The following is a 19,308-nucleotide window of genomic DNA, read 5'->3' as shown; positions in this document are numbered from 1 at the left end:
TCTCAAAACTGTGATCGCTATGTTCCTTTTTGTTTTCTATTTATAACACTGAGAGTATCTGTTTTTACGTTTGTGATGTTTAATTCTTTCAAAGCAACGAGCATTCTTTATAGCGCTTATGGAATGATTGATTTTAGTGAGTATAGAAGTTACAACACTTTGAATATCAACAGATTTCATAAGGCTTATAAATTTATCTCTAACAAATTTAAAAGCATTTTGCCAATTATATTGATAAGATAATTTTCGCCTTTGAGTTCTTTGAGTAATTTGTTTTTGAGCTTGATTACCCAGTAGTGAAGTCAGATTCAGCATAAAAATAGGAGTGTAAAATTCTTGATATATTCCTTTGTAATGACGGCATGAGAATTGTTCAAGTTTCATTTTAGGCTTCAGATTTTTGTAGGCCTCTTCTACAGGCCACCGTAGTTGATATAGTTCTGAAATTTGAGTAGTCGTAATTTGAACTAAATCAAGTAATGAGCTGGCCAACAATTCTATTTCACCACTATTTAAGCTTATTTTAGTCACCCTAACCCTAATTGGGTTAATGTCCAAGTTTTGATTTTGAGTAGTTACCTTTTCGGCTTCACTGGCAATCCAGTCCGTAATAAAATCATCTGATGGGTTTAAAAATGCCTTTTATGCAAAATCAGACTGACTGGTTTTTAAACGAATACAGAAAGATAAACTATTGACTGATAGTAGCTTAATTGTTGAAAAATAATCAAAACCTCTGTCAAGAAGAATCAGCGCATTGGGTATTTTTAGATTTTTTAACAGGGGTCTCATCAACATGGACTCGCCAATACTGATAGGGGCAATAATTGAATCAAGAACAAAACCTGAAAGAACATCATAAAGTATAAAAGCACCGGCAAGGCACGTTTTTGTTTTTTTTCCCGAAACCGAATAAATGCCAAAGTGCTCTTTTATTTTTGGGGAGGATGGCATATTAATACTTGTTCCATCACCGGCAATAAGTTGAAATCCATTCCAAAGTTTGGGTGGTAATTCTAAAATATGCGCTGTCATCCTATTGTTCAATTCAAGGAAAAGGGCTATTTTTATTTTGTAGCGAGCCAATGAAAAAGCAGCACCTGTAACAGATTCACACCAGAGTTCGGGTAGAAATGTTGTCAAAGAATACTCAACAGAGTCTTTAAAAAGATTCATCAAAAGGATGGTTATTGATGAAAATGATAGCTTACTCTTACGAGTAAAAAAGGATTTGTCCTCTTTAAAGTCACTGATAGTCTGAGGGTTATGTATAAAATGGGATACTTTTTTTAGAAATTCCAATGTGGAATCTACCTCTGTAATTAATTTTTTTTGTGATTCATTGATTGGTTGTTTAAAATCACAAAGATAAAATTAATCTATTGATTATAAATGGGTTATCCCTTAACTTAATAGCATTGGGGAAGACACGGACAGCGGCAATACAAATGGTTAAGTTAAAAACGCCGAAGCCCTATTAGTAATAGGGCTTCGGCGTTTCCGTGTTTATTTGAGCAACGGCTGGGCAACAAAAAATCACTAAAACAAGTGCAAGTACACACAGTATATTCATACCCTATTTTAGCCTAACTCAATTTCGACTATAAATGGGCAAAAAGGTTTGTTGGAAAACTGGTTGGTAAAAATTGAAAATTCACAAAATATTCAATGAAAATAAAATAATATTAATATTTATGTTGATATATCAACATAAATATTTAATTTGGGGCATGGAACAGCTTAATCAGTCATTTTTTTACACTTTAGAGAAGGCAATAAAGGTATATCGCCAATATTTTCAGACCCAATTGAAGAATGCGGGATATGAGATCACCCTGGACCAATGGCTTGTTCTAAACATCATTATTGACTACAATGGAATCACTCAAACCGAAGTTGCCAAAAGAGTTTTTAAAGATAAAGCTTCGATTACAAGGATTATTGATCTTTTGGAATCCAATGGATATGTGGAAAGAATTTCGCACCCAACTCATGGGAAAATGACTCAAATAAATATTACTCAAAAGGGAAACGAAACTATTGATATGCTAAAAAAAGAAGTTCCGAAATTTAGAGATTTTGCTCTTAAAAATATTTCAGAAGATCAAAAAAAAGAAACCCAAGCTGTCTTAAAATCAATCATTTATAACTGTATCTAAAAAACTATGATGCTTGAAAATAAAATGAAAACGGCTATAATAGCCTCTGCAACAGGGACTTTGTTAGAGTGGTACGATTTGTTTTTGGCTGTCATATTAGCAAAATTATTGAGTAGTCAGCTATTTCCTGCCAATAGTAATACCGCATTTTTAGAGACTTTGGCTATTGTAGGTTCCTCTTTTTTTGTACGGCCTATTGGCTCACTTTTCTTTGGGAGTATGGGCGACAGAAAAGGCCGTAAAAAATCATTTTTGCTATCCTTGTTACTTATGGGTGGAGCCACATTTTTCATCGGTCTTATTCCTACTTTTAGTCAAATAGGCTGGGCGGCACCAGTCCTATTATTATTATTAAGATTGGCACAAGGCTTTGCATTGAGTGGTGAGTATTCTGGTGCTATTGTATATGTTGCCGAAAATGCACCTGCTGATAAGCGAGGCTATTATACTGGGTTTATTCAAGCTACTGTTCCAATTGGTCTTTTGCTTTGTTTAGTTGTTGTAATAGCAGTGCAGTCTGTAATGAGTCCTGAGGCTTTTATTAGTTGGGGTTGGAGATTGCCATTTTTGAGTAGTGCTTTTTTAGTATTATTTTCCTATTTGGCAAGGCGAAAAATGGACGAAACGCCAGTGTATTTAGAAATGAAAGCCTCAGGCAATTTATCTAAATCACCAGTAAAAGAATCTTTGAATTCATGGAAGCAAATTAAGCTCATGTTGATGTTGATTTTCGGAGGAAATGCTGCCCAGAGTACCATTATGCAGACCTCCCAATTTGTAACTCTTTATTTTTTACAGAGAGCCATGAAAATTGACGAGTTTACAAGTTTCACTATTTTGGCTGTTGCCATGCTTCTTGGAACACCGTTTTTTCAATGGGCAGGAGCTTGGAGCGATAAAATTGGACGAAAAAAAGTCATTTACATGGGTATATGTTTAGGCTTAATTTCTATACCAATATCATTCTACTTTTTTAATACCTTGGGTAATCCTGATGGTTTGAGCACCGCTCATGGTTTGCCTTTGAACACAACCTTACTATTTATTATTATGGCATTTATAAATATGATTGCCAGTGCATTGGTATATGGCCCAATGGGCATTTTTGTAATGGAGTATTTTGAAAGCAAGGTACGCTATACAAGCATGGGCTTTACCCACAATATAGGCAATGGACTCATAGGTGGGGCTACACCATTGGTTACAGAATTCCTCAAAGCAAATATAATAGTGGGTATCGCTATGTCACCTTTTGTTGGATTAATTTATCCCATAGGATTAGTGGCATTAGCATTCATAATTAATCCTTTTTTAAAAGAAAGCAAAGACTTACACGAATAAAATTTTAAAATACAGAAATCATGCAAAAACAGTTTGCCAGTGTTTCAGATTTGGAAGAAAAACAAATCACATTTACTGAAATAGCACCTAATATTTACGCTTACACCACCCAAGGTGACCCCAATAGTGCGGTCATTATTGGAGACGACCATGTGTTGGTTATGGAAGCTCAAGCCACTCCAGTGATGGCAAAGGCACTCATAGAAAAAATCAGAACAGTTACTGATAAGCCTATAAAATACTTAATTCTAAGTCATTATCATGCAGTGAGGGTATTGGGTGCATCGGCATTTGAAGGTGCCGAAATAATATGCTCTACCAAAACTTTAGAAATGATAAATGAAAGAGGAGAGCAGGATTTCAAAAGCGAAACAGACCGTTTTCCAAGGTTATTTAGGTCTGTTGAATCCATTCCACATTTGACTTACCCTACCATCACTTTCGAGACAGCTATGACGATCAATTTGGGCAATAGAATTGTAGAATTGAAACACTTGGGTGCTGGCCATACACGTGGAGACATAGTGGCTTGGGTGCCAGATTGCAAGGCACTTTTTAGTGGAGACTTGCTTGAATACGGAGCTACACCTTATTGTGGAGATGCCCAATTAGAAGAGTGGCCCCAAACGCTGCAACATATAAAAGCATTGGGTGCTGTTTGTGCAGTCCCAGGCCGTGGAAATGCTCTCTTTAACGAAAAAGAAGTAAATGAGTCAATAGATAGCACCACGAAATACGTAACCATGTTGCTCGAAACAGCAAAAGCTGCAGTCGCAAAAGGTTTAGATTTGACCGAAGCCTACAAAGAGATTCATGGTTTAATGAAACCTATTTTTGGCGATTATGTAATTTTTGAACATTGTATGCCATTCAATGTGACCCGTGCTTATGAAGAAGCACAAGGCATCAAGCATCCTAAAATATGGACGGCGGAAAAGGACAAAGAAATGTGGTTTGCATTGCAAGCAAGTATTTAAAGCCCCCATTAAATCTCCCCGGATTGGGGAGACTTAATGTCGTTGATAATTCCAGTGTAGTAGAAAAATTAATACTTGAGAACTTTTAATCGACTACTTAAATAAAAAACAATTAACATGAAGGCATCAAATAATTCTCGAAGGTCATTTTTGAAGAATACCGCTTTAGGAGCGGCATTTGCAGCAACACCTTCTATAGTAAAAGCTGAAAATGTAGCGACTATAGCCCTACAAACCAAATTGACGAAGGTATACGGATTATCGGTTCCTATCATCTCAGCAGGTATGGCCTTCATTGCCAATGCTGACTTGGCCATAGCCGTTTCAAAAACGGGTGCATTGGGTCAAATGAGTGGTTCGGGATTTCCTATAGATTATTTGAAAAGCCAGATACAAAAAATAAAAACAGAGCTAAAAGGAAAACCATTTGGTATAAATTTCATACCACGCTTCACTCAGATTGAACATATTGAAGTATGTATTGCCGAGAAAGTACCCGTCGTAGTTTTTTTCTGGGACGATGTGCCAGCTCAATATATAAAGAGACTAAAAGAAAACAAGGTAAAAATTTGGATACAGATAGGCAGTTTGGTAGAAGCCAAGATAGCCGTTGAAGCTGGTGCAGATGCCTTAATTGTGCAGGGATACGAAGCTGGAGGACATAATAGAAGCACCGCTTCTGTATTTTCTTTATTGCCCAATATTAAAAAAGCCTTGCCAGATATACCCCTAATTGTTGCAGGTGGCATAGCGGATGGCCAAGGCTTGGCCGCTGCACTTACTTTGGGGGCGGATGCTGTTTCGGTAGGTACTCGTTTTTTAGCTACGCCAGAATCCAATGCTCATCCGGAATACAAAAAAAGGGTTGTGGTATCCGAGGTGCATGATACAGTGCATCATAACATATTTGGTTTTGATTTCCCGGATGCCACAGTAAGGGGCATTCGCAATAAAATAGTTGCCGAATATGAAGGCAAAGATTATCCTGCCCCTTATGCCAATAAAAAACCTGAAGATTTTCCAATCATAGGTCAGTCGGCGATGGGGCCAATCAGGCGGTTTTCGGGTGTGCTACCAACTCCTGAAACTACAGGTGATTTTGAGCAAATGAGCCTTTTGGCTGGAGAATCAGTTGGACTAATTAAAGATATAAAACCTGTGGCAGAAATTGTAAGTCAAATGGTAAAAGAAGCAAAGATTTGTTTAACAAAATTTTAAATCTATGAAAATGAAATTGTTTTTAAAACTATTGGTTTGTTTAGCCTTTGTTAATGTGGGATGTAGCTCAAAATTAAGCAGTAATAAAGTGAGTAAGGCTAAGTTGGCAGAAAGCAAACTACACCACATCGTCTTATTTAACTTTAAAGAAACTGCCCCAATGGATACCATTGAAAAAGCTATGTACGAACTTTTTGGTACTATAAAAGGAGTAAACGACCTAAGTTTTAATAAAAACGTATCAAGCAGAGGAAACCTCGACAAAGGCTACAAACATTCATTTTATATGACTTTTGAATCTGAATTTGTAAGGGATTCTGTTTTTTATACACACCCCAATTATAAAAAGATTGGCGGTATTATAGGTCCACATATCAACGAATATCTTATTTACGATTATTGGATACCTGAAAAAAAATAATTGACAAAAAATTTAAATAAAAATGAAAAAAAATATAATAATACTCGCATTACTGGCAAGTAACCTTATTTCAAAAAGTGTATTTTCACAGAATACGGTAAGCTGGGTTTCTACTTCAGAATCGCAGCAATGGATAAAACAAAAAAGTCCAAAGCTTGGTAAGGCTTCAGATAAAATTGATGTAGAAATCAGACTTGATAAACCTCAACAAAAAATCGAAGGTTTTGGGGCATGTTTCAATGAGCTGGGTTGGACTTCTCTTAATGTTTTGCCCACCAAAGACCGTGAGTCTATCATAAAAGAGTTTTTTGCACCCAATATCGGAGCCAATTTCACTATTTGTCGCATGCCAGTAGGTGCAAACGATTTCTCCAGAAATTGGTATTCTTATAATGAAACGGATGGAGATTTTGAAATGAAAAATTTTAGCATCAAAAATGATTTTGAAACTTTGATTCCCTTCATTAAAAACGCTCAAAAATACAATCCTGCCCTAAAACTTTGGGCATCGCCTTGGTCTCCGCCTACTTGGATGAAATACAATAAGCACTATGCCTCAAGACCTGTGCCTGATGTAAGTAAGTGGCCAGCAGATAGATTGCAAAAAATGCGAGACAGTTGGGGAATGGATTTTAGAGGCATTAGCAATGGAATGAAACCCGAGCAAACTATAAAAGAAGGGCATGACGGATTTATACAGGAGGATAAATATTTTAAAGCATACAGCCTGTATTTTTCAAAGTTTATTGATGCTTACAAAAAAGAAGGCATTAAAATAGGCATGGTAATGCCCCAAAACGAGTTTAACTCAGACCAAGTGTTTCCGAGCTGCACTTGGAAGGCCTCAAGTTTGGTAAATTTTGTATCGTACTTAGGACCTGAAATGCAAAAAAAGAATATTGATGTCTTTTTTGGAACCATGGAAAGACCAAATTATAAATTGGTTGATACCTTACTGACAGACCCCAAAAGTAAACCATACATCAAAGGGGTGGGCTTTCAATGGGCTGGTAAAGATGCTATTGCGGCAATAAACAAAAATTATCCCAACTTAAATTTATACCAGTCAGAACAAGAATGTGGTAATGGTTATAACGATTGGAAGGGTGCCCTTCACTCTTGGGACCTCATGAAGCATTTTCTAAACAATGGGGTAACAGCATACATGTACTGGAATATGTCTTTAAATGAAGGTGGCGTAAGTACTTGGGGCTGGCATCAAAACTCGCTTGTAGTTGTCGATACCTTGACCAAAAAATATAGATATAGCCATGAGTATTATCTAATGAAGCATTTGAGCCATTTTGTAAAACCAAATGCTCAAAAAGTGGAAACCGAAGGGGCTTTTGATAACATTATTGCCTTTGAAAATCCCGATAAAAGCATAGCTATTTTGGTGCATAACGACAGTAGTGAACAAAAAAATATCAATATCAAAATTGGAGGGAAAACCATAAATCCTTCACTAAAACCAAACACATTCAATACTTTTTTGATAAAATAACCATGTTTGAATACCAAACTTATCCATTTGTAAAACCGCCCGAATTAAGCGATGGTAATTCTAAAATTTATGATTTAAGCATCGTAGGTGGAGGTCCTGTGGGCTTAACATTGGCTTTGTCATTGGCAAAACAAGGCGTCGGAGTTTTGCTTTTAGATGAAGGCAATCAGGTGAGTGTGGGCAGTCGTGCTATATGTTTTGCCAAACGAAGTTTAGAGATTTTTGATAAATTGGGAGTAGCAAAACCGATGATAGAAAAAGGGGTACAATGGAATGTTGGCCGTATTTTTTTCAGAGAACAGGAAATTGACTGTTTTGATTTATCGCCCGAAATGCTATCAAAATATCCGGCTTTTATTAATCTACAACAGTATTATGTTGAGCATTTTTTGATAGATGCGGTATTGAAAGAACCTAAAATTGACATAAGATGGCAGAATAAAGTAGTAAATATCGAACACATTAATGACGAAATTGTAAAAGTCGATATCGAAACGCCAGAAGGCAATTATTCAATACAAACCAAATACCTTGTCGCTTGTGATGGCAGTAGAAGTACCATTCGCAAACTCAAGAATTTGGAGATGCAAGGAGAGCGGTTTGAAGAACGATTCCTCATTGCAGATTTTAAAATGGAAGCCGACTTTCCTTCTGAAAGATGGTTTTGGTTTGACCCACCTTTTGCACCTGGGCAAAGTATTTTGTTGCATAAGCAACCAGACAATTTATGGCGATTGGATTTTAAATTGGGAAAAAATGCAGACAGTTCGATTGCTCAAGACAAGGAATTTATTAGTAGTAAAATTAAAAGCGTTATTAAAGACCGACCTTTCAAATTGGATTGGACCAGTATCTATAGTTTTAGCAGTAAGAAATTAGAGAGATTTGTTCATAAAAATGTCATCTTCATAGGTGATGCGGCCCATGTAGTAAGTCCATTCGGAGCAAGAGGTGCCAATAGTGGCATTGAAGACGCTGATAATTTGAGTTGGAAACTTGCCGCAATTTTACGAGGCAATAACAAGGAACTTTTAGAAACTTATAATGCCGAAAGGGTCGCTGCTGCAGACCAAAATATCGCTTGCACGGGTCAATCTAATACATTTATTGCCCCACAGGGTGAAGAAGCTACTGCCATTAGAAATGCTATTTTAGAAAAAGCAAAGACAGATGTATTTTATAAAAAGCAAATAAATTGTGGCCGACTAAGCATACCTTGTGTATATGGGAAATATTTAAATTCCGAAGAAGGCTGCTGGCAAAGTCAGGACTTGGAACCTGGAAGAGCTGTAAAAGATTGTAGTAATGATAATGACTATTTGATAGATAAATTAGGTTATCATTTTACTCTACTAATTGATGAAAACAGGCTTTCGGAGGATGAAAAGAAACAAATATCCGATGCCAAAATAGAGATTATCGAAATTGATATTTTCAAAAACGAAAAACTTTCAAAACTTTATGATTTAGTGGATGGAGGTGCCTACTTATTTACCCCAGACCAATACATTTTGGGTAGATGGCGAAATTTTAGATTTACGAATGCATTAGATTTAATCAATTCATATATGTCTGGAAATCTCTTTGAACAAGATAGTCTAATCAAAACTGAGCAGGAAATGATAGATGAAGAGATTGCAGAAACTCTTAGAAACGTTCATAGTTTAAATGTTATAAATTAAAATTATGCCCATATATCATAAATTAGGAAAAATGCCCCAAAAGCGGCACACTCAGTTTAAAAAAACTGATGGTGGGCTATACTATGAGCAACTGTTTGGAACAATTGGCTTCGATGGCATGTCGTCTCTTTTGTATGAGATACATCGGCCTACTATGGTCAAAGAGATTTTGTCCGAAAAAGACGTTTCGCCTAAAATAGCCATTGAAAAAGGCATGAAAGCCCGCCTTTTGAAAGGTTTTGAGGTAAAACCGAAGGATGATTTTTTAGAAAGTCGTACCCCACTTCTGGTAAATTCTGACATTCACATAGGTTTGGCAGCACCAAAAAAATCGCTTCGTGAATATTTCTACAAAAATGTAGATGCCGACGAAATGCTTTTTATACACCAAGGCAGTGGTACTTTGAGAACCATGCTGGGCAATATCGCTTTTGAGTATGGTGACTATCTTATCATTCCAAGAGGTATGATTTATCAAATAGATTTTGATACAGAACAAAATCGAATTTTATACGCAGAAAGTTTTCATCCAATATATACACCAAAACGATACAGAAATCATTTTGGGCAACTCTTAGAGCATTCGCCATTTTGTGAGCGTGATTTAAAATTACCCCAAGACCTCGAAACCCACGATGAAAAAGGCGATTTTATCATAAAAATCAAAAAGCAAGGTGTTTTATACGAAATGTTATACCCAACGCACCCATTTGATGTGATTGGCTGGGACGGATATAATTTTCCTTATGGGTTTTCAATTCACAATTTTGAACCCATCACAGGCCGTGTGCATCAACCACCAACAGTGCATCAGACTTTTGAAACTAAGGCCTTTGTAATCTGCTCATTCGTGCCACGATTGTACGATTACCATCCATTGAGTATTCCTGCACCGTACAACCATTCTAACATAGATAGTGATGAAATGTTGTATTATGTGGATGGTGACTTTATGAGCCGAAACAACATTGAACAAGGACATATTACATTGCATCCTGCAGGTATACCACATGGCCCCGCACCAGGAGCCTATGAGCGAAGTATCGGTCATACTGGAACAGAAGAGTTGGCGGTAATGATAGATACTTTCAGGCCTTTATGTGTAACTGAAGATGCTTTGAAAATTGATGATGGGAAATATTATAAGAGTTGGTTGGAATAGGAAAAAAATAAAAAAATAGAAAATGAAACAAGGAATCGCCTTTGGCATATATAGCATTAAAGAAAACCCGAAAAGATTAGCAGCCAAAATACAAGGGCAAATTGTTGATCTATTTCTTTTGGCGGAAAAGAATGTTTTTGAAGCATTAAAAATTGATAATTCTGTATTTGAAAATGATTTTCTCAATGACTTTATCAGTCTTGGCAAAGACAAAACGAATGCAGTAACTCAAATTTTAAAAAACATAAACCTTGAAGAATACCCAAATTGTGTGGTTTCTCAAACAGAGGCAAATTTACATTTACCAATTAGAATTGGCGATTATACAGACTTTTATTCATCAGAGCAGCATGCTTACAATGTTGGCGTCATGTTTAGAGACCCAAACAATGCACTTTTGCCTAACTGGAAGCACCTTCCAGTGGCCTATCATGGGCGATCGAGTTCTATATTTGTATCAGGTCAAAACTTTTATAGACCAAAAGGTCAAGTCAATGCCAGCGATACTACAATGCCTATTTTTTCTGAAAGTAAAAGGCTTGATATAGAATTAGAAATGGCTACCATCATTGGTAAAAACAATGAAATTGGAAACGCTATAGATGTTAATCAAGCAGAAGATTATGTATTTGGATTTAGCTTGTTTAACGATTGGTCTGCACGAGATATTCAAAGATGGGAATACGTTCCCCTTGGGCCATTTTTAGCCAAAAACTTTTTCTCTTCCATAGCCGCTTGGGTCGTACCTATTGAAGAATTAGCACCATTCAGAGTAGATGCCGAGGTTCAAAATCCAGAAGTACTGCCTTATTTGCAAGAAAAAAATCGCAAAAATTTTGATATTACACTGGAGGTTTACCTCATTCCAAATGCTGATAAAACACAGACTGAAGTATTATTGTGCAAGTCAAATTTCAAAAATATGTATTGGACGGTGGCTCAGCAGATAGCTCATCATACTGTAAACGGTTGTAATCTCAATGTAGGTGATGTGATGGGTTCAGGTACTATTTCAGGAAAAACGCCTGATAGTTATGGTTCATTATTGGAGCTAAGTTGGGGCGGTAAAAATCCTATTGCATTGCCAGACGGTAGCACCCGCACATTTTTAGAAGATGGTGATACCATTGTTATAAAAGGATATGCTGTAAATGAGGATTATAGTGTTGACTTTGGCGAAGTAAGAACAACCATATTACCTTCTAAGTAAATTTCAATTATGCTAACTATCAACCCCAAAGAAGTTTCCGTGGCAGTTTTGCATGGTTATTTACAAAGCTCAATAGCCCCAAGGCCTATTGCGTTTGCGTCAACTATTGATAAAGACGGAAAAGTGAATCTGAGTCCATTTAGTTTTTTTAATGTATTTGGTACCAATCCGCCTACACTTATTTTTTCACCAAATAGACGTGTGAGAGACGGCAGTCAAAAACATACCCTCGAAAATGTACTTGAACACGATGAGGTGGTCATTAATATGGTCGATTTTGCGATGGTAGAACAAATGTCGCTGGCGAGTTGCGAATATGAAAAGGGTATCAACGAATTTGTAAAAGGTGGCTTTACTGAGGCTGCTTCTGTTATGGTGAAACCACCAAGAGTTCTAGAATCGAAAGCGGCCTTTGAGTGTAAAGTGAAACAAGTTATACAAATGAGTCAAGAAGGCGGTTCGCCAAATTTAGTAATCTGTGAAGTAGTTTTGGCCCATTTTTCTGAGGACATTTTAGACGAAAATGGCAAAATTGACCAAACCAAAACAGATTGGGTGGCTCGTCTGGGGGGCGATTGGTATGTGAGGGCTTCAGGTGATGCCTTATTTGCAGTTGCCAAGCCAAGTGTTCATAAAGGTATTGGCATTGATGCCATTCCTGATTTTATTAAAAATGATTCATCATTTTCTGGCAATGATTTAGGTAGATTAGGGAATATTGAAAACTTACCTACTGAGGAAGAAATTGCTATTTTTATTAAAGAAAATCCAAGTGAAAATTTTAAAGAAATGGCTAAAAAATTTTTAATAAATGGTAAGATAAAAGAAGCTTGGCTCGCGTTAATTAGCCAATCAAAATTTTGATTTTTTCTTGCTTAATTCAATACTCCGCTACATTTTTAAAATTCATTTAAACCGTCCATTTGCTTAAAATGAAGTTTTTAAATTTTAGGAGTTATTTTTATGCGTGTATGGGCAAATTACCAGATATTGAAACGGTTCGCCGCTGCGATAAATTAGCTATATATGCAAAAGTGCGTTTCCAGCGAATTGACGCATTATTTTACATTAAAATTTGTAGCGCACTATTGATCCAAAGAATCTAATTTTCATTCTGACCGCCTGTTGATTTAGACGGTCAGATGATTTGATTTACGGTTAAATATTATCCCACTGACTTATTTGTGGGCGTCCAAATAGGTATTCAGTTCTTTGCGAGGCATGGGCAGTTTGTTGTCCGGCAAACCTCTCAAATAGTCATGAAATTCTTTATTCATTTGCGGGGTATAGTCGCTGTCTATCTGACCGGTAGTCCAATCACCCGCCTTGTTACGCATGATTCCGTACACGTGACGAAGATTACTTATTTCTGCTTCTAATACGATGCCTTCCACCAAATAAGCAGGTAGGAAAAGAGTTCCAAACGGACTGGCATAAACTACATCTCCAGGTAATACAGTGGCATCACCGATTCGGATGGGCGCATTGATGGAGGTGAGCATCACTTCATTGATGGCAGATGGGTGATTTCCCAATATCCAACCGTTAAATCCTTCCACTTTCTGAATCTCCTGCAAATTCCGTACGCTACCCCAAAATACCACACCACGTTTTGATTTTGAGTAGATAGAGTTGGCCAATCGGTCGCCGATGAGGGTTCCCTCATTCATTTTTCCAAAACCATCAGCTACGTACACATCTCCATCTTTCAGCATTTCTATTGGCCATACATTCGATAGGGCTTTTTCGCCGTGTCCTTCTGCCAAGCCCACTTTTCTGATGACATCGCCAAAATCAGGCCGCAGTGGCATATACTGCGCCGTTACCGCCCGCCCAGTCATGATGGTATTTTTATCGGGGTTGACCATCATCCAATTCCCTTGGTACTGATTATTAAATTTGTTTTTTTTCAAACCTCCCCAAGCGTGAGTCAATACTACTTTTTTGAGTCTTTCCAGTAAATTGTCTGATACTAAGGGTCTTCCATCAGGCAGGCGCTCGCCTTTCCACTGTGGAGTAAGTGAAATGATGTATTCACGATTCATTGCCACTCGGTTGTATTGGGCAGTTGCGTCAATGCTGTTGCAGATAACAATGGTAAAAATGAATAAGCAAAAAAGAATGTGTCTCATAAGAAAAAGATTAAAGGTTTGAAAATTGGATACTTACTATTGGAATACCCAATCACACCAAATTTACTGATTTATTGGTGTTAAAATTTAAATATTTCTTGGTATTCTTTTGTTTTGGCATCGTCGAACTGGTAGAAAAACCCTGCTTCTTTTGTCAGTTCTTGAGTTCTTTCAGGAAAAATTGAACATGATTTAGTTTTTGAAATTACTTTCGCTACGGCCGCGTATAACTCACCGACAATTCTGACTTGGCTAAGGTGATTTTGCTCATGGCTTCGGTGAGGATGTCCATCGTTAGTTTTGAGGGGGCAACGCTTATGACGGGCTGTTCTGAAAGTGCATAAACGGTCAAGACGTAAATTTTAGCCCCTGGCCCCTGCGAACAGGGTGGCGTGTAGGTGTTTTTTCCGTTAACGGTGTTAATGCCAAAAAGTCCGAGTGTGGTGTTGTTTTCGGGCAGTGAAGTGATGGTTGATGGAATGTTGTACAACAAATAATAAACGTGCTTGTCGCCCGTGGGTGGAATGTGGTGCATTGTAATGGCAAATTGTTTTGTTCTGGTTGGGGCATTGGCCCATGATAGCGGTGGGGCGTAACTTTGTCCGTCGCAGGTATATTTGGCAGCCAACACCCCGTTGGTTACCCCTGTGCTTTGCAAGCTAAACATGCCGTTGTCGGCAGGTGTAGGCTCTTGGGTGTCTTTCTTACATCCCAACAAAACAACCATTAAAATGCCCAAGGCGCTGAATTTGAAAGCGTTCATGTTGAAATTATTTTCTTGTGTATTTAGAGGTTGTTGATTTTCCGTCGGTGCCAATGAATGTGTAGGTAAAATTGCCGGCATTGTCCCAACTGTAATTCACATACCCTTTTTGGTTGTTGAGTGTGTATTCGAGCGAATACGCATTTGTGCCTGTGGTTTTAAAATCAGTGATGGACGCCCCTTTGAGTGGGTCGCCTGCTGGGCGTATCGCCGAAGTTTTAGCTTGCGGAATTATCTGATTTTCGGGGGCAGGTGTAGCGGGGTCGAGTGTTACTTTTCCTCGCATGGCCCCCATAAAATAAGGGTACTTGGTAGTAGCGTGGTAGTGATACGAGCCTTTGTAGTCATGGCCGTTGTATTCGTCTAAGGGCAGCGTGGCCGAGCCGTCGGGTTCTTTTGAGCCATAAATCGGAAAACCATCGAGTGCCATCGCAATGGGATTGTTGCCTGCTGTTGCTTCAAAATGTAGGGGGGCTATGTGGTAGTGATAATCGTCGGCACGACCGCAATGTCCGCCCCATTTGTCGAGCTCGCCAATGATAAAAGCGTCTTCGCCTCGGTTGTTGAGTGGGTTAAAAATCGGGATACCATTGGGGGCAATGGCTACGGCGCCTTTCATAAAATTGGTTTTGAGGCTCAAAGGGGTAGTGGCCAACTCAGGATTGAGCGGAATAGACCAAGAATTAGTGCCCGTATAGTCTTGTGGGATAGGCACTTGTTGCTGCCAACTCGTAATTCCTACCATCATGTTGTGGGTAGGTAGCCCGTTTGATTCGATGTAAAAATAAGTATTGTCGTAGCGTGTTTTGACGTTACTTTTAAATGGACTATATACTGCTTCAATAAAAGCAGGGTCGGTTTTGGCGATGGTTGTTTGGGTATTTGGGTTGGGGGTTACAACAGCTTCGGTGGTCTTACACGCATACAGAAACCCGCCAATGCTTGTACAAATAAACATTAATTTGGCAAAGCCGATGTTCTCTATTTTTTTGATAAGAAAAAGAAACAACGTAAAGAAGAAAAGCGACAAAACGGCTGATAATCTGTTGATTGAGCTACTTTCTTTGACTTTGTTTTTTTCTCGATTCAACTTTTTCAATGCCGCAATTTTCTCGCTCAGGCTTTCGCGGTTTCTAAACGAAAAATCGTTGAGAGGTGCCGAAATCACCTTTCCGTTTTGTAATTCAATGAATACCTTATCATCTCGGCTCATCAAAAAATGCCCTTCTACCTCTTTTCCGTTGATGGTATAAACAATGCCTCGGTCGGGCGTGTGGTCACCTACGTGGGCATATAGGGTGGTGGTAAAAAGAAAGGCAAAAAATAAAATAAGGTTTTTCATGATTCAGGTTTTAGTGGCTTACAACGACTTTTCGGTTAAATTGGTATTTTTCAGTCCAGATATTGAGCAAGTAAGTACCGTTGGGAAATTGGCTTAAATCAAGCTCATTTTGCTTGGTTTCTAATAAAATTTGACCCAAAGTATTGACAAGTCTGACATCGAAGTTGGTGGTGGGTTCGGCAAACTCTATTTTTACGATGCCTTTGGTGGCGTTGGGATAAACTTTTAAGTACTCTTTTTCTTTTATTTCGTTAATGCCCGTTACTACGTTGGCACTTATTGTGTAGCTGTGTGCCACTTCCCCGTTTTTTACATTGCCTTTTTCTTCGCTGGGCAAATACGTGCGAATGTACTCTACTTTCACATCTTCGTTGCCTACGGTTATCTGTAAAAAACCACGGTTGGGCATCAAAACTCCGTCAATGTAGCCGTATTCTGTACCCGTTATGTTAGTGATATTTTTGGCGGAAGGTTGGGGTACTTCCTGAAAAATAAGACCATCTTTTTCCTGTTTTCCATAAAAATGGTCGTGGCCGTGCAAAAACAAGGTCACTTTGTTTTCTTTCATAATGGCATTGATGGTCTTTTTCCAGCCTGGTCTGTTGGTATCAAAACCATAGCTGCCGTCGAGATTGTAGCCACCTTGCTCGTAAAGATGCGCTACTTCAGTGCCACCTCGACCATCTAAACCATCCACCCCGCCGCCTACCAACTGATGACAAAGCACAAACTTAAACTTGGCTTTGCTGGTGCTCAATACTTTCTGAAACCACTCGAATTGTTTGTCGCCAAGGGTATAACCCCAAGCTGTTTTTTTAGCAGAATACCAATAGGGGTCAAGCACTACAAAAAGCGCATTGCCCCATTCCCACGAGTAATAATTTTCTCGCAACCCCACGAAGGTTTCGGGGGTTTCGTTGCCACTATAAAACTCATTGGGTACGGGGTTGGGATAGTACAACTTACGGGTATTGGTGGCCATTACGGGAACGCTGTTGGCTGTACCGTTTAAAAAGTACCCCGCTTCGCCTTCGTGGTTGCCTAAAACAATGTAAAGCGGTACGGTATGACAAACTTCATTGAAAAACGGGCGGTTGTAAATCGTACGCTTTGTGATTTCGGATTGGGATTTTACGGCCAATTTATCCACCATAAAATCATCGCCCAAATCAATCAGGAAGTCAGGCTTTTTGGCTAAAATATTTTTTAGAGTCAGCGTATAAGATTCGGGGGTAGTGTTTTCGTCGAGGTGGGGGTCGGCTTCCACGGCAAACGTAAAAGTACTTCCTGGAGGTCGTGGGGTTTGAAAAGTGCGCTCTGTTCCCATCAAAAAGCCCGTTGCGCCACTTGCCTTGTAACGAGTACGGTAAAAATATTTCGTATTGGCATTTAAACCTGTCAATTCAGCCTCTAAGGGGGTATCAGCAGCGAGTTTATACGTTTCTGTTTTTTGCGTATAGTTTCCCGAAGTTGTACCATATTCCCAATAAACCTCAGTAGCGGCATCAAATAAGATGCTCATCGTGATGGATTTGTTGGTGGGGCGACCTAAGATTTCGGTGAAATTCTGGGCAAAAACTGTCGCCCCAATTCCCCAAAATAGGCAGGATATGAAAAAATATTTTTTCATTAACACGTCTCTTTTTTAATGAGTTATGATGATTTTCTTGGTCAATTTTTCGCTTTTGGTTTCGACATACAGCAGGTACGTTCCGCTTGCAAACGAACTCATGTCTATTTCGGGTGACTGCGACTGCAAAATCATTTTACCAAAGGCATCGAACACTTTTATCTCAAAGGTTGCTGTATTATCAGGTAATTCTACCTTCAATTTATCGAAAGTAGGATTTGGGTAAACCTTCATTTCGTTGGCCGAGTTGGGAACTGCGTTGGTACCCAAAATCACCTGATTGGGGTTAGGCATTGTATTGCCTGCCACAACGGTGTAGCTATGTGCCACTTCGCCATTTTTGTGTTTTCCATCTTTGGTGTCGGCAGGCAAGTAAGCACGAACGTATTCGACTTTGACATTTTCGGGCGAAACTGTGACCACCAAGTGCCCCGAACCGTCCAGTTTTACGTCGGTGTATGCATCGGCATTGGCCAGCATACCAATGGTGTATGTAGAGTCGCAAGCCATAGGTGTCTCTTGGTAAACCAAGCCGTCTAACGATTCTTTGGCATAAAGGTGGTCGTGTCCCTGAAAAAATATATTCACCCCATTTTTGACCATCAACTGATGAATGGGCAATCCCCAGCCCGGGCGTTGCGTGTCAAATTCGTATGTACTTTTGCCGTTGTTACCACCCCATTCGTAATCTTTGGCCGTAACAACCGCCCCACGACCCTGCCCACGGGTATGGTGCCCAAACACAAACTTGTACTTGGCTTTGCTGGTTTCGAGGGTTTGTTTTAACCAATCATACTGCGTTTTGCCGAGTGTCCAATCCCAGTTTTGCGGTTTTTCGTTGATGTCGCAATGCCGATAAACATCTATAACAACAAACAGGGCATCGCCCCAAGTGAAAGCATAGTAGTTTTCGGGCAAGTCCATACCGTGTGCTTCCTTGACGCTATTGCCCGTATAAAATCCATTCGGAAACGGATTGGCAAAGTAGAATTTACGCCAGTTGGTGGCATAAACGGCGATGTTGTTGGGTGGATTTTGTTTGAGATAATACCCAAATTCCCCTTCGTGGTTGCCCAAACAAAAGAAGAACGGCATCGAATAGCAGGCTTCGGTGAGGTATTGCAGCAGGTCACGATGATAAAAATCCATGTCGGCACTGGTGGTGGTGTTAGGCGTGTGGTCATCGCCAAACATATCGCCCATCGAAACCATAAAATCAGGCTCGGCTTTGAGCATATTTTGAAGCGTGATTCTGAACAAATTCGGCACCCCTTTTTTATCGTGCAGGTGTTCATCGCCCTCTACCACAAACTTAAAGGTAGTATTGGCTGCTCGTTGGGTCTGAAAAGTATATTCGGGGGTGGCAGAAAAGTTGCTTGTGGTAAGCAATCGCCAACGGAGTTTGTAGAAATACTTGGTATTGGGGTTTAAGCCTTGAATTTCGACGTGATTGGGTGTTTTGGCTTTATTGAGGATATTGGCTGTTTTGGCGGCATATTCCCCAGTTTTTGTGCCGTATTCTACATAAAACTCAACATTTTGGTCAAAATACGCACTTACCGTAATGGTTTTGTCGGTGGGTCGGCCCAAGATAATGGACTTGGTTTGGGCAAACAGGGATGCTTGGGAACAGAATATTAAAAGGAGTAGGTAAAAGGTATTAGACATAAGTTAGGTTTAGAGTAAAATTATATACGATGTCAATTAGATGAAAAACAGATGCCTTTGGTTTAATGGCTTTTCCATTTTTTGATAATAATTTTTCGT

At 39.0% G+C, this 19,308-nt stretch carries 15 protein-coding genes and 1 pseudogene; 10 read left to right on the top strand and 6 right to left on the bottom strand.

What is annotated here, in order from left to right; translation table 11 throughout:
• Positions 1–36 precede the first annotated feature (36 nt).
• A pseudogene (locus Q0081_RS31885) lies at positions 37–1,035 on the bottom strand (transposase).
• A 695-nt stretch (positions 1,036–1,730) separates the two neighbouring features.
• Here Q0081_RS31885 and Q0081_RS14680 point away from each other — a divergent pair.
• The 10 genes from Q0081_RS14680 (at position 1,731) to Q0081_RS14635 (ending at position 12,538) form a co-directional block, all read left to right on the top strand.
• Positions 1,731–2,159 carry a MarR family winged helix-turn-helix transcriptional regulator gene (locus Q0081_RS14680; RefSeq protein ID WP_298354727.1) on the top strand — a complete coding sequence of 143 codons (429 nt, stop codon included), beginning with the start codon at positions 1,731–1,733 and terminating at the stop codon, positions 2,157–2,159.
• A gap of 6 nt (positions 2,160–2,165) precedes the next feature.
• The gene (locus Q0081_RS14675) at positions 2,166–3,500 is read left to right on the top strand and encodes an MFS transporter (protein WP_298354724.1); all 1,335 of its coding nucleotides are present in this window, start codon (positions 2,166–2,168) and stop codon (positions 3,498–3,500) included.
• A 20-nt stretch (positions 3,501–3,520) separates the two neighbouring features.
• The gene (locus tag Q0081_RS14670; RefSeq protein WP_298354722.1) at positions 3,521–4,477 is read left to right on the top strand and encodes an MBL fold metallo-hydrolase; all 957 of its coding nucleotides are present in this window, start codon (positions 3,521–3,523) and stop codon (positions 4,475–4,477) included.
• A gap of 117 nt (positions 4,478–4,594) precedes the next feature.
• Complete coding sequence (locus Q0081_RS14665) at positions 4,595–5,695, top strand: nitronate monooxygenase family protein (RefSeq protein ID WP_298354720.1); 1,101 nt, start codon at positions 4,595–4,597, stop codon at positions 5,693–5,695.
• A 10-nt stretch (positions 5,696–5,705) separates the two neighbouring features.
• Positions 5,706–6,116 carry a Dabb family protein gene (locus Q0081_RS14660; RefSeq protein WP_298354719.1) on the top strand — a complete coding sequence of 137 codons (411 nt, stop codon included), beginning with the start codon at positions 5,706–5,708 and terminating at the stop codon, positions 6,114–6,116.
• A gap of 22 nt (positions 6,117–6,138) precedes the next feature.
• Entirely contained in the window at positions 6,139–7,620 is a 1,482-nt protein-coding gene (locus tag Q0081_RS14655) for a glycoside hydrolase family 30 protein (RefSeq protein WP_298354717.1), read from the top strand.
• A 2-nt stretch (positions 7,621–7,622) separates the two neighbouring features.
• Entirely contained in the window at positions 7,623–9,302 is a 1,680-nt protein-coding gene (locus Q0081_RS14650; protein ID WP_298354715.1) for an FAD-dependent monooxygenase, read from the top strand.
• A gap of 4 nt (positions 9,303–9,306) precedes the next feature.
• Complete coding sequence (locus Q0081_RS14645) at positions 9,307–10,464, top strand: homogentisate 1,2-dioxygenase (RefSeq protein ID WP_298354713.1); 1,158 nt, start codon at positions 9,307–9,309, stop codon at positions 10,462–10,464.
• Positions 10,465–10,486: 22 nt separating this feature from the next.
• Positions 10,487–11,674: a fumarylacetoacetase gene (gene fahA, locus Q0081_RS14640; RefSeq protein ID WP_298354711.1), complete on the top strand. Its 1,188-nt coding sequence runs from the start codon at positions 10,487–10,489 to the stop codon at positions 11,672–11,674.
• A gap of 9 nt (positions 11,675–11,683) precedes the next feature.
• Entirely contained in the window at positions 11,684–12,538 is an 855-nt protein-coding gene (locus Q0081_RS14635) for a flavin reductase family protein (protein ID WP_298354709.1), read from the top strand.
• A 314-nt stretch (positions 12,539–12,852) separates the two neighbouring features.
• Here Q0081_RS14635 and Q0081_RS14630 read toward each other — a convergent pair whose 3' ends face one another.
• The 5 genes from Q0081_RS14630 to Q0081_RS14610 all read right to left on the bottom strand — a co-directional run bounded on the left by Q0081_RS14630 (position 12,853) and on the right by Q0081_RS14610 (position 19,209).
• Positions 12,853–13,806, bottom strand: coding sequence for an RraA family protein (locus tag Q0081_RS14630; protein WP_298354708.1), 954 nt, complete (start codon positions 13,804–13,806; stop codon positions 12,853–12,855).
• Positions 13,807–14,020: 214 nt separating this feature from the next.
• A complete protein-coding gene (locus Q0081_RS14625) occupies positions 14,021–14,569 on the bottom strand; it encodes a YbhB/YbcL family Raf kinase inhibitor-like protein (RefSeq protein WP_298354706.1) in 549 nt (182 codons plus the stop codon).
• A 7-nt stretch (positions 14,570–14,576) separates the two neighbouring features.
• Positions 14,577–15,911 (bottom strand): YHYH protein, encoded by a 1,335-nt coding sequence (locus Q0081_RS14620; protein ID WP_298354704.1) that lies wholly within the window; start codon positions 15,909–15,911, stop codon positions 14,577–14,579.
• Between the two features lie 10 nt (positions 15,912–15,921).
• Positions 15,922–17,541: a metallophosphoesterase gene (locus tag Q0081_RS14615; RefSeq protein WP_298354702.1), complete on the bottom strand. Its 1,620-nt coding sequence runs from the start codon at positions 17,539–17,541 to the stop codon at positions 15,922–15,924.
• 15 nt (positions 17,542–17,556) lie between these two features.
• Positions 17,557–19,209, bottom strand: a complete 1,653-nt coding sequence (locus tag Q0081_RS14610) for a T9SS type A sorting domain-containing protein (protein WP_298354700.1) — start codon at positions 19,207–19,209, stop codon at positions 17,557–17,559.
• Positions 19,210–19,308: the final 99 nt, after the last annotated feature.

Origin of the sequence: Runella sp., assembly GCF_027484545.1 — a bacterium.
Taxonomy (GTDB): Bacteria; Bacteroidota; Bacteroidia; order Cytophagales; family Spirosomataceae; genus Runella.
Note: the sequence above shows the minus strand (reverse complement) of the source record. Positions and strands in the feature narration are given on the sequence as shown.

What these genes read in the sequence shown, in the direction of transcription:
- Q0081_RS14665 (WP_298354720.1), top strand. Translation starts at nt 4,595, where the DNA reads ATGAAGGCATCAAATAATTCTCGAAGGTCATTTTTGAAGAATACCGCT.
- Q0081_RS14660 (WP_298354719.1), top strand. Translation starts at nt 5,706, where the DNA reads ATGAAATTGTTTTTAAAACTATTGGTTTGTTTAGCCTTTGTTAATGTG.
- Q0081_RS14625 (WP_298354706.1), bottom strand. Translation starts at nt 14,569, where the DNA reads ATGAACGCTTTCAAATTCAGCGCCTTGGGCATTTTAATGGTTGTTTTG.
- fahA (WP_298354711.1), top strand. Translation starts at nt 10,487, where the DNA reads ATGAAACAAGGAATCGCCTTTGGCATATATAGCATTAAAGAAAACCCG.
- Q0081_RS14680 (WP_298354727.1), top strand. Translation starts at nt 1,731, where the DNA reads ATGGAACAGCTTAATCAGTCATTTTTTTACACTTTAGAGAAGGCAATA.
- Q0081_RS14670 (WP_298354722.1), top strand. Translation starts at nt 3,521, where the DNA reads ATGCAAAAACAGTTTGCCAGTGTTTCAGATTTGGAAGAAAAACAAATC.
- Q0081_RS14630 (WP_298354708.1), bottom strand. Translation starts at nt 13,806, where the DNA reads ATGAGACACATTCTTTTTTGCTTATTCATTTTTACCATTGTTATCTGC.
- Q0081_RS14675 (WP_298354724.1), top strand. Translation starts at nt 2,166, where the DNA reads ATGATGCTTGAAAATAAAATGAAAACGGCTATAATAGCCTCTGCAACA.
- Q0081_RS14645 (WP_298354713.1), top strand. Translation starts at nt 9,307, where the DNA reads ATGCCCATATATCATAAATTAGGAAAAATGCCCCAAAAGCGGCACACT.
- Q0081_RS14620 (WP_298354704.1), bottom strand. Translation starts at nt 15,911, where the DNA reads ATGAAAAACCTTATTTTATTTTTTGCCTTTCTTTTTACCACCACCCTA.
- Q0081_RS14655 (WP_298354717.1), top strand. Translation starts at nt 6,139, where the DNA reads ATGAAAAAAAATATAATAATACTCGCATTACTGGCAAGTAACCTTATT.
- Q0081_RS14650 (WP_298354715.1), top strand. Translation starts at nt 7,623, where the DNA reads ATGTTTGAATACCAAACTTATCCATTTGTAAAACCGCCCGAATTAAGC.
- Q0081_RS14635 (WP_298354709.1), top strand. Translation starts at nt 11,684, where the DNA reads ATGCTAACTATCAACCCCAAAGAAGTTTCCGTGGCAGTTTTGCATGGT.
- Q0081_RS14615 (WP_298354702.1), bottom strand. Translation starts at nt 17,541, where the DNA reads ATGAAAAAATATTTTTTCATATCCTGCCTATTTTGGGGAATTGGGGCG.
- Q0081_RS14610 (WP_298354700.1), bottom strand. Translation starts at nt 19,209, where the DNA reads ATGTCTAATACCTTTTACCTACTCCTTTTAATATTCTGTTCCCAAGCA.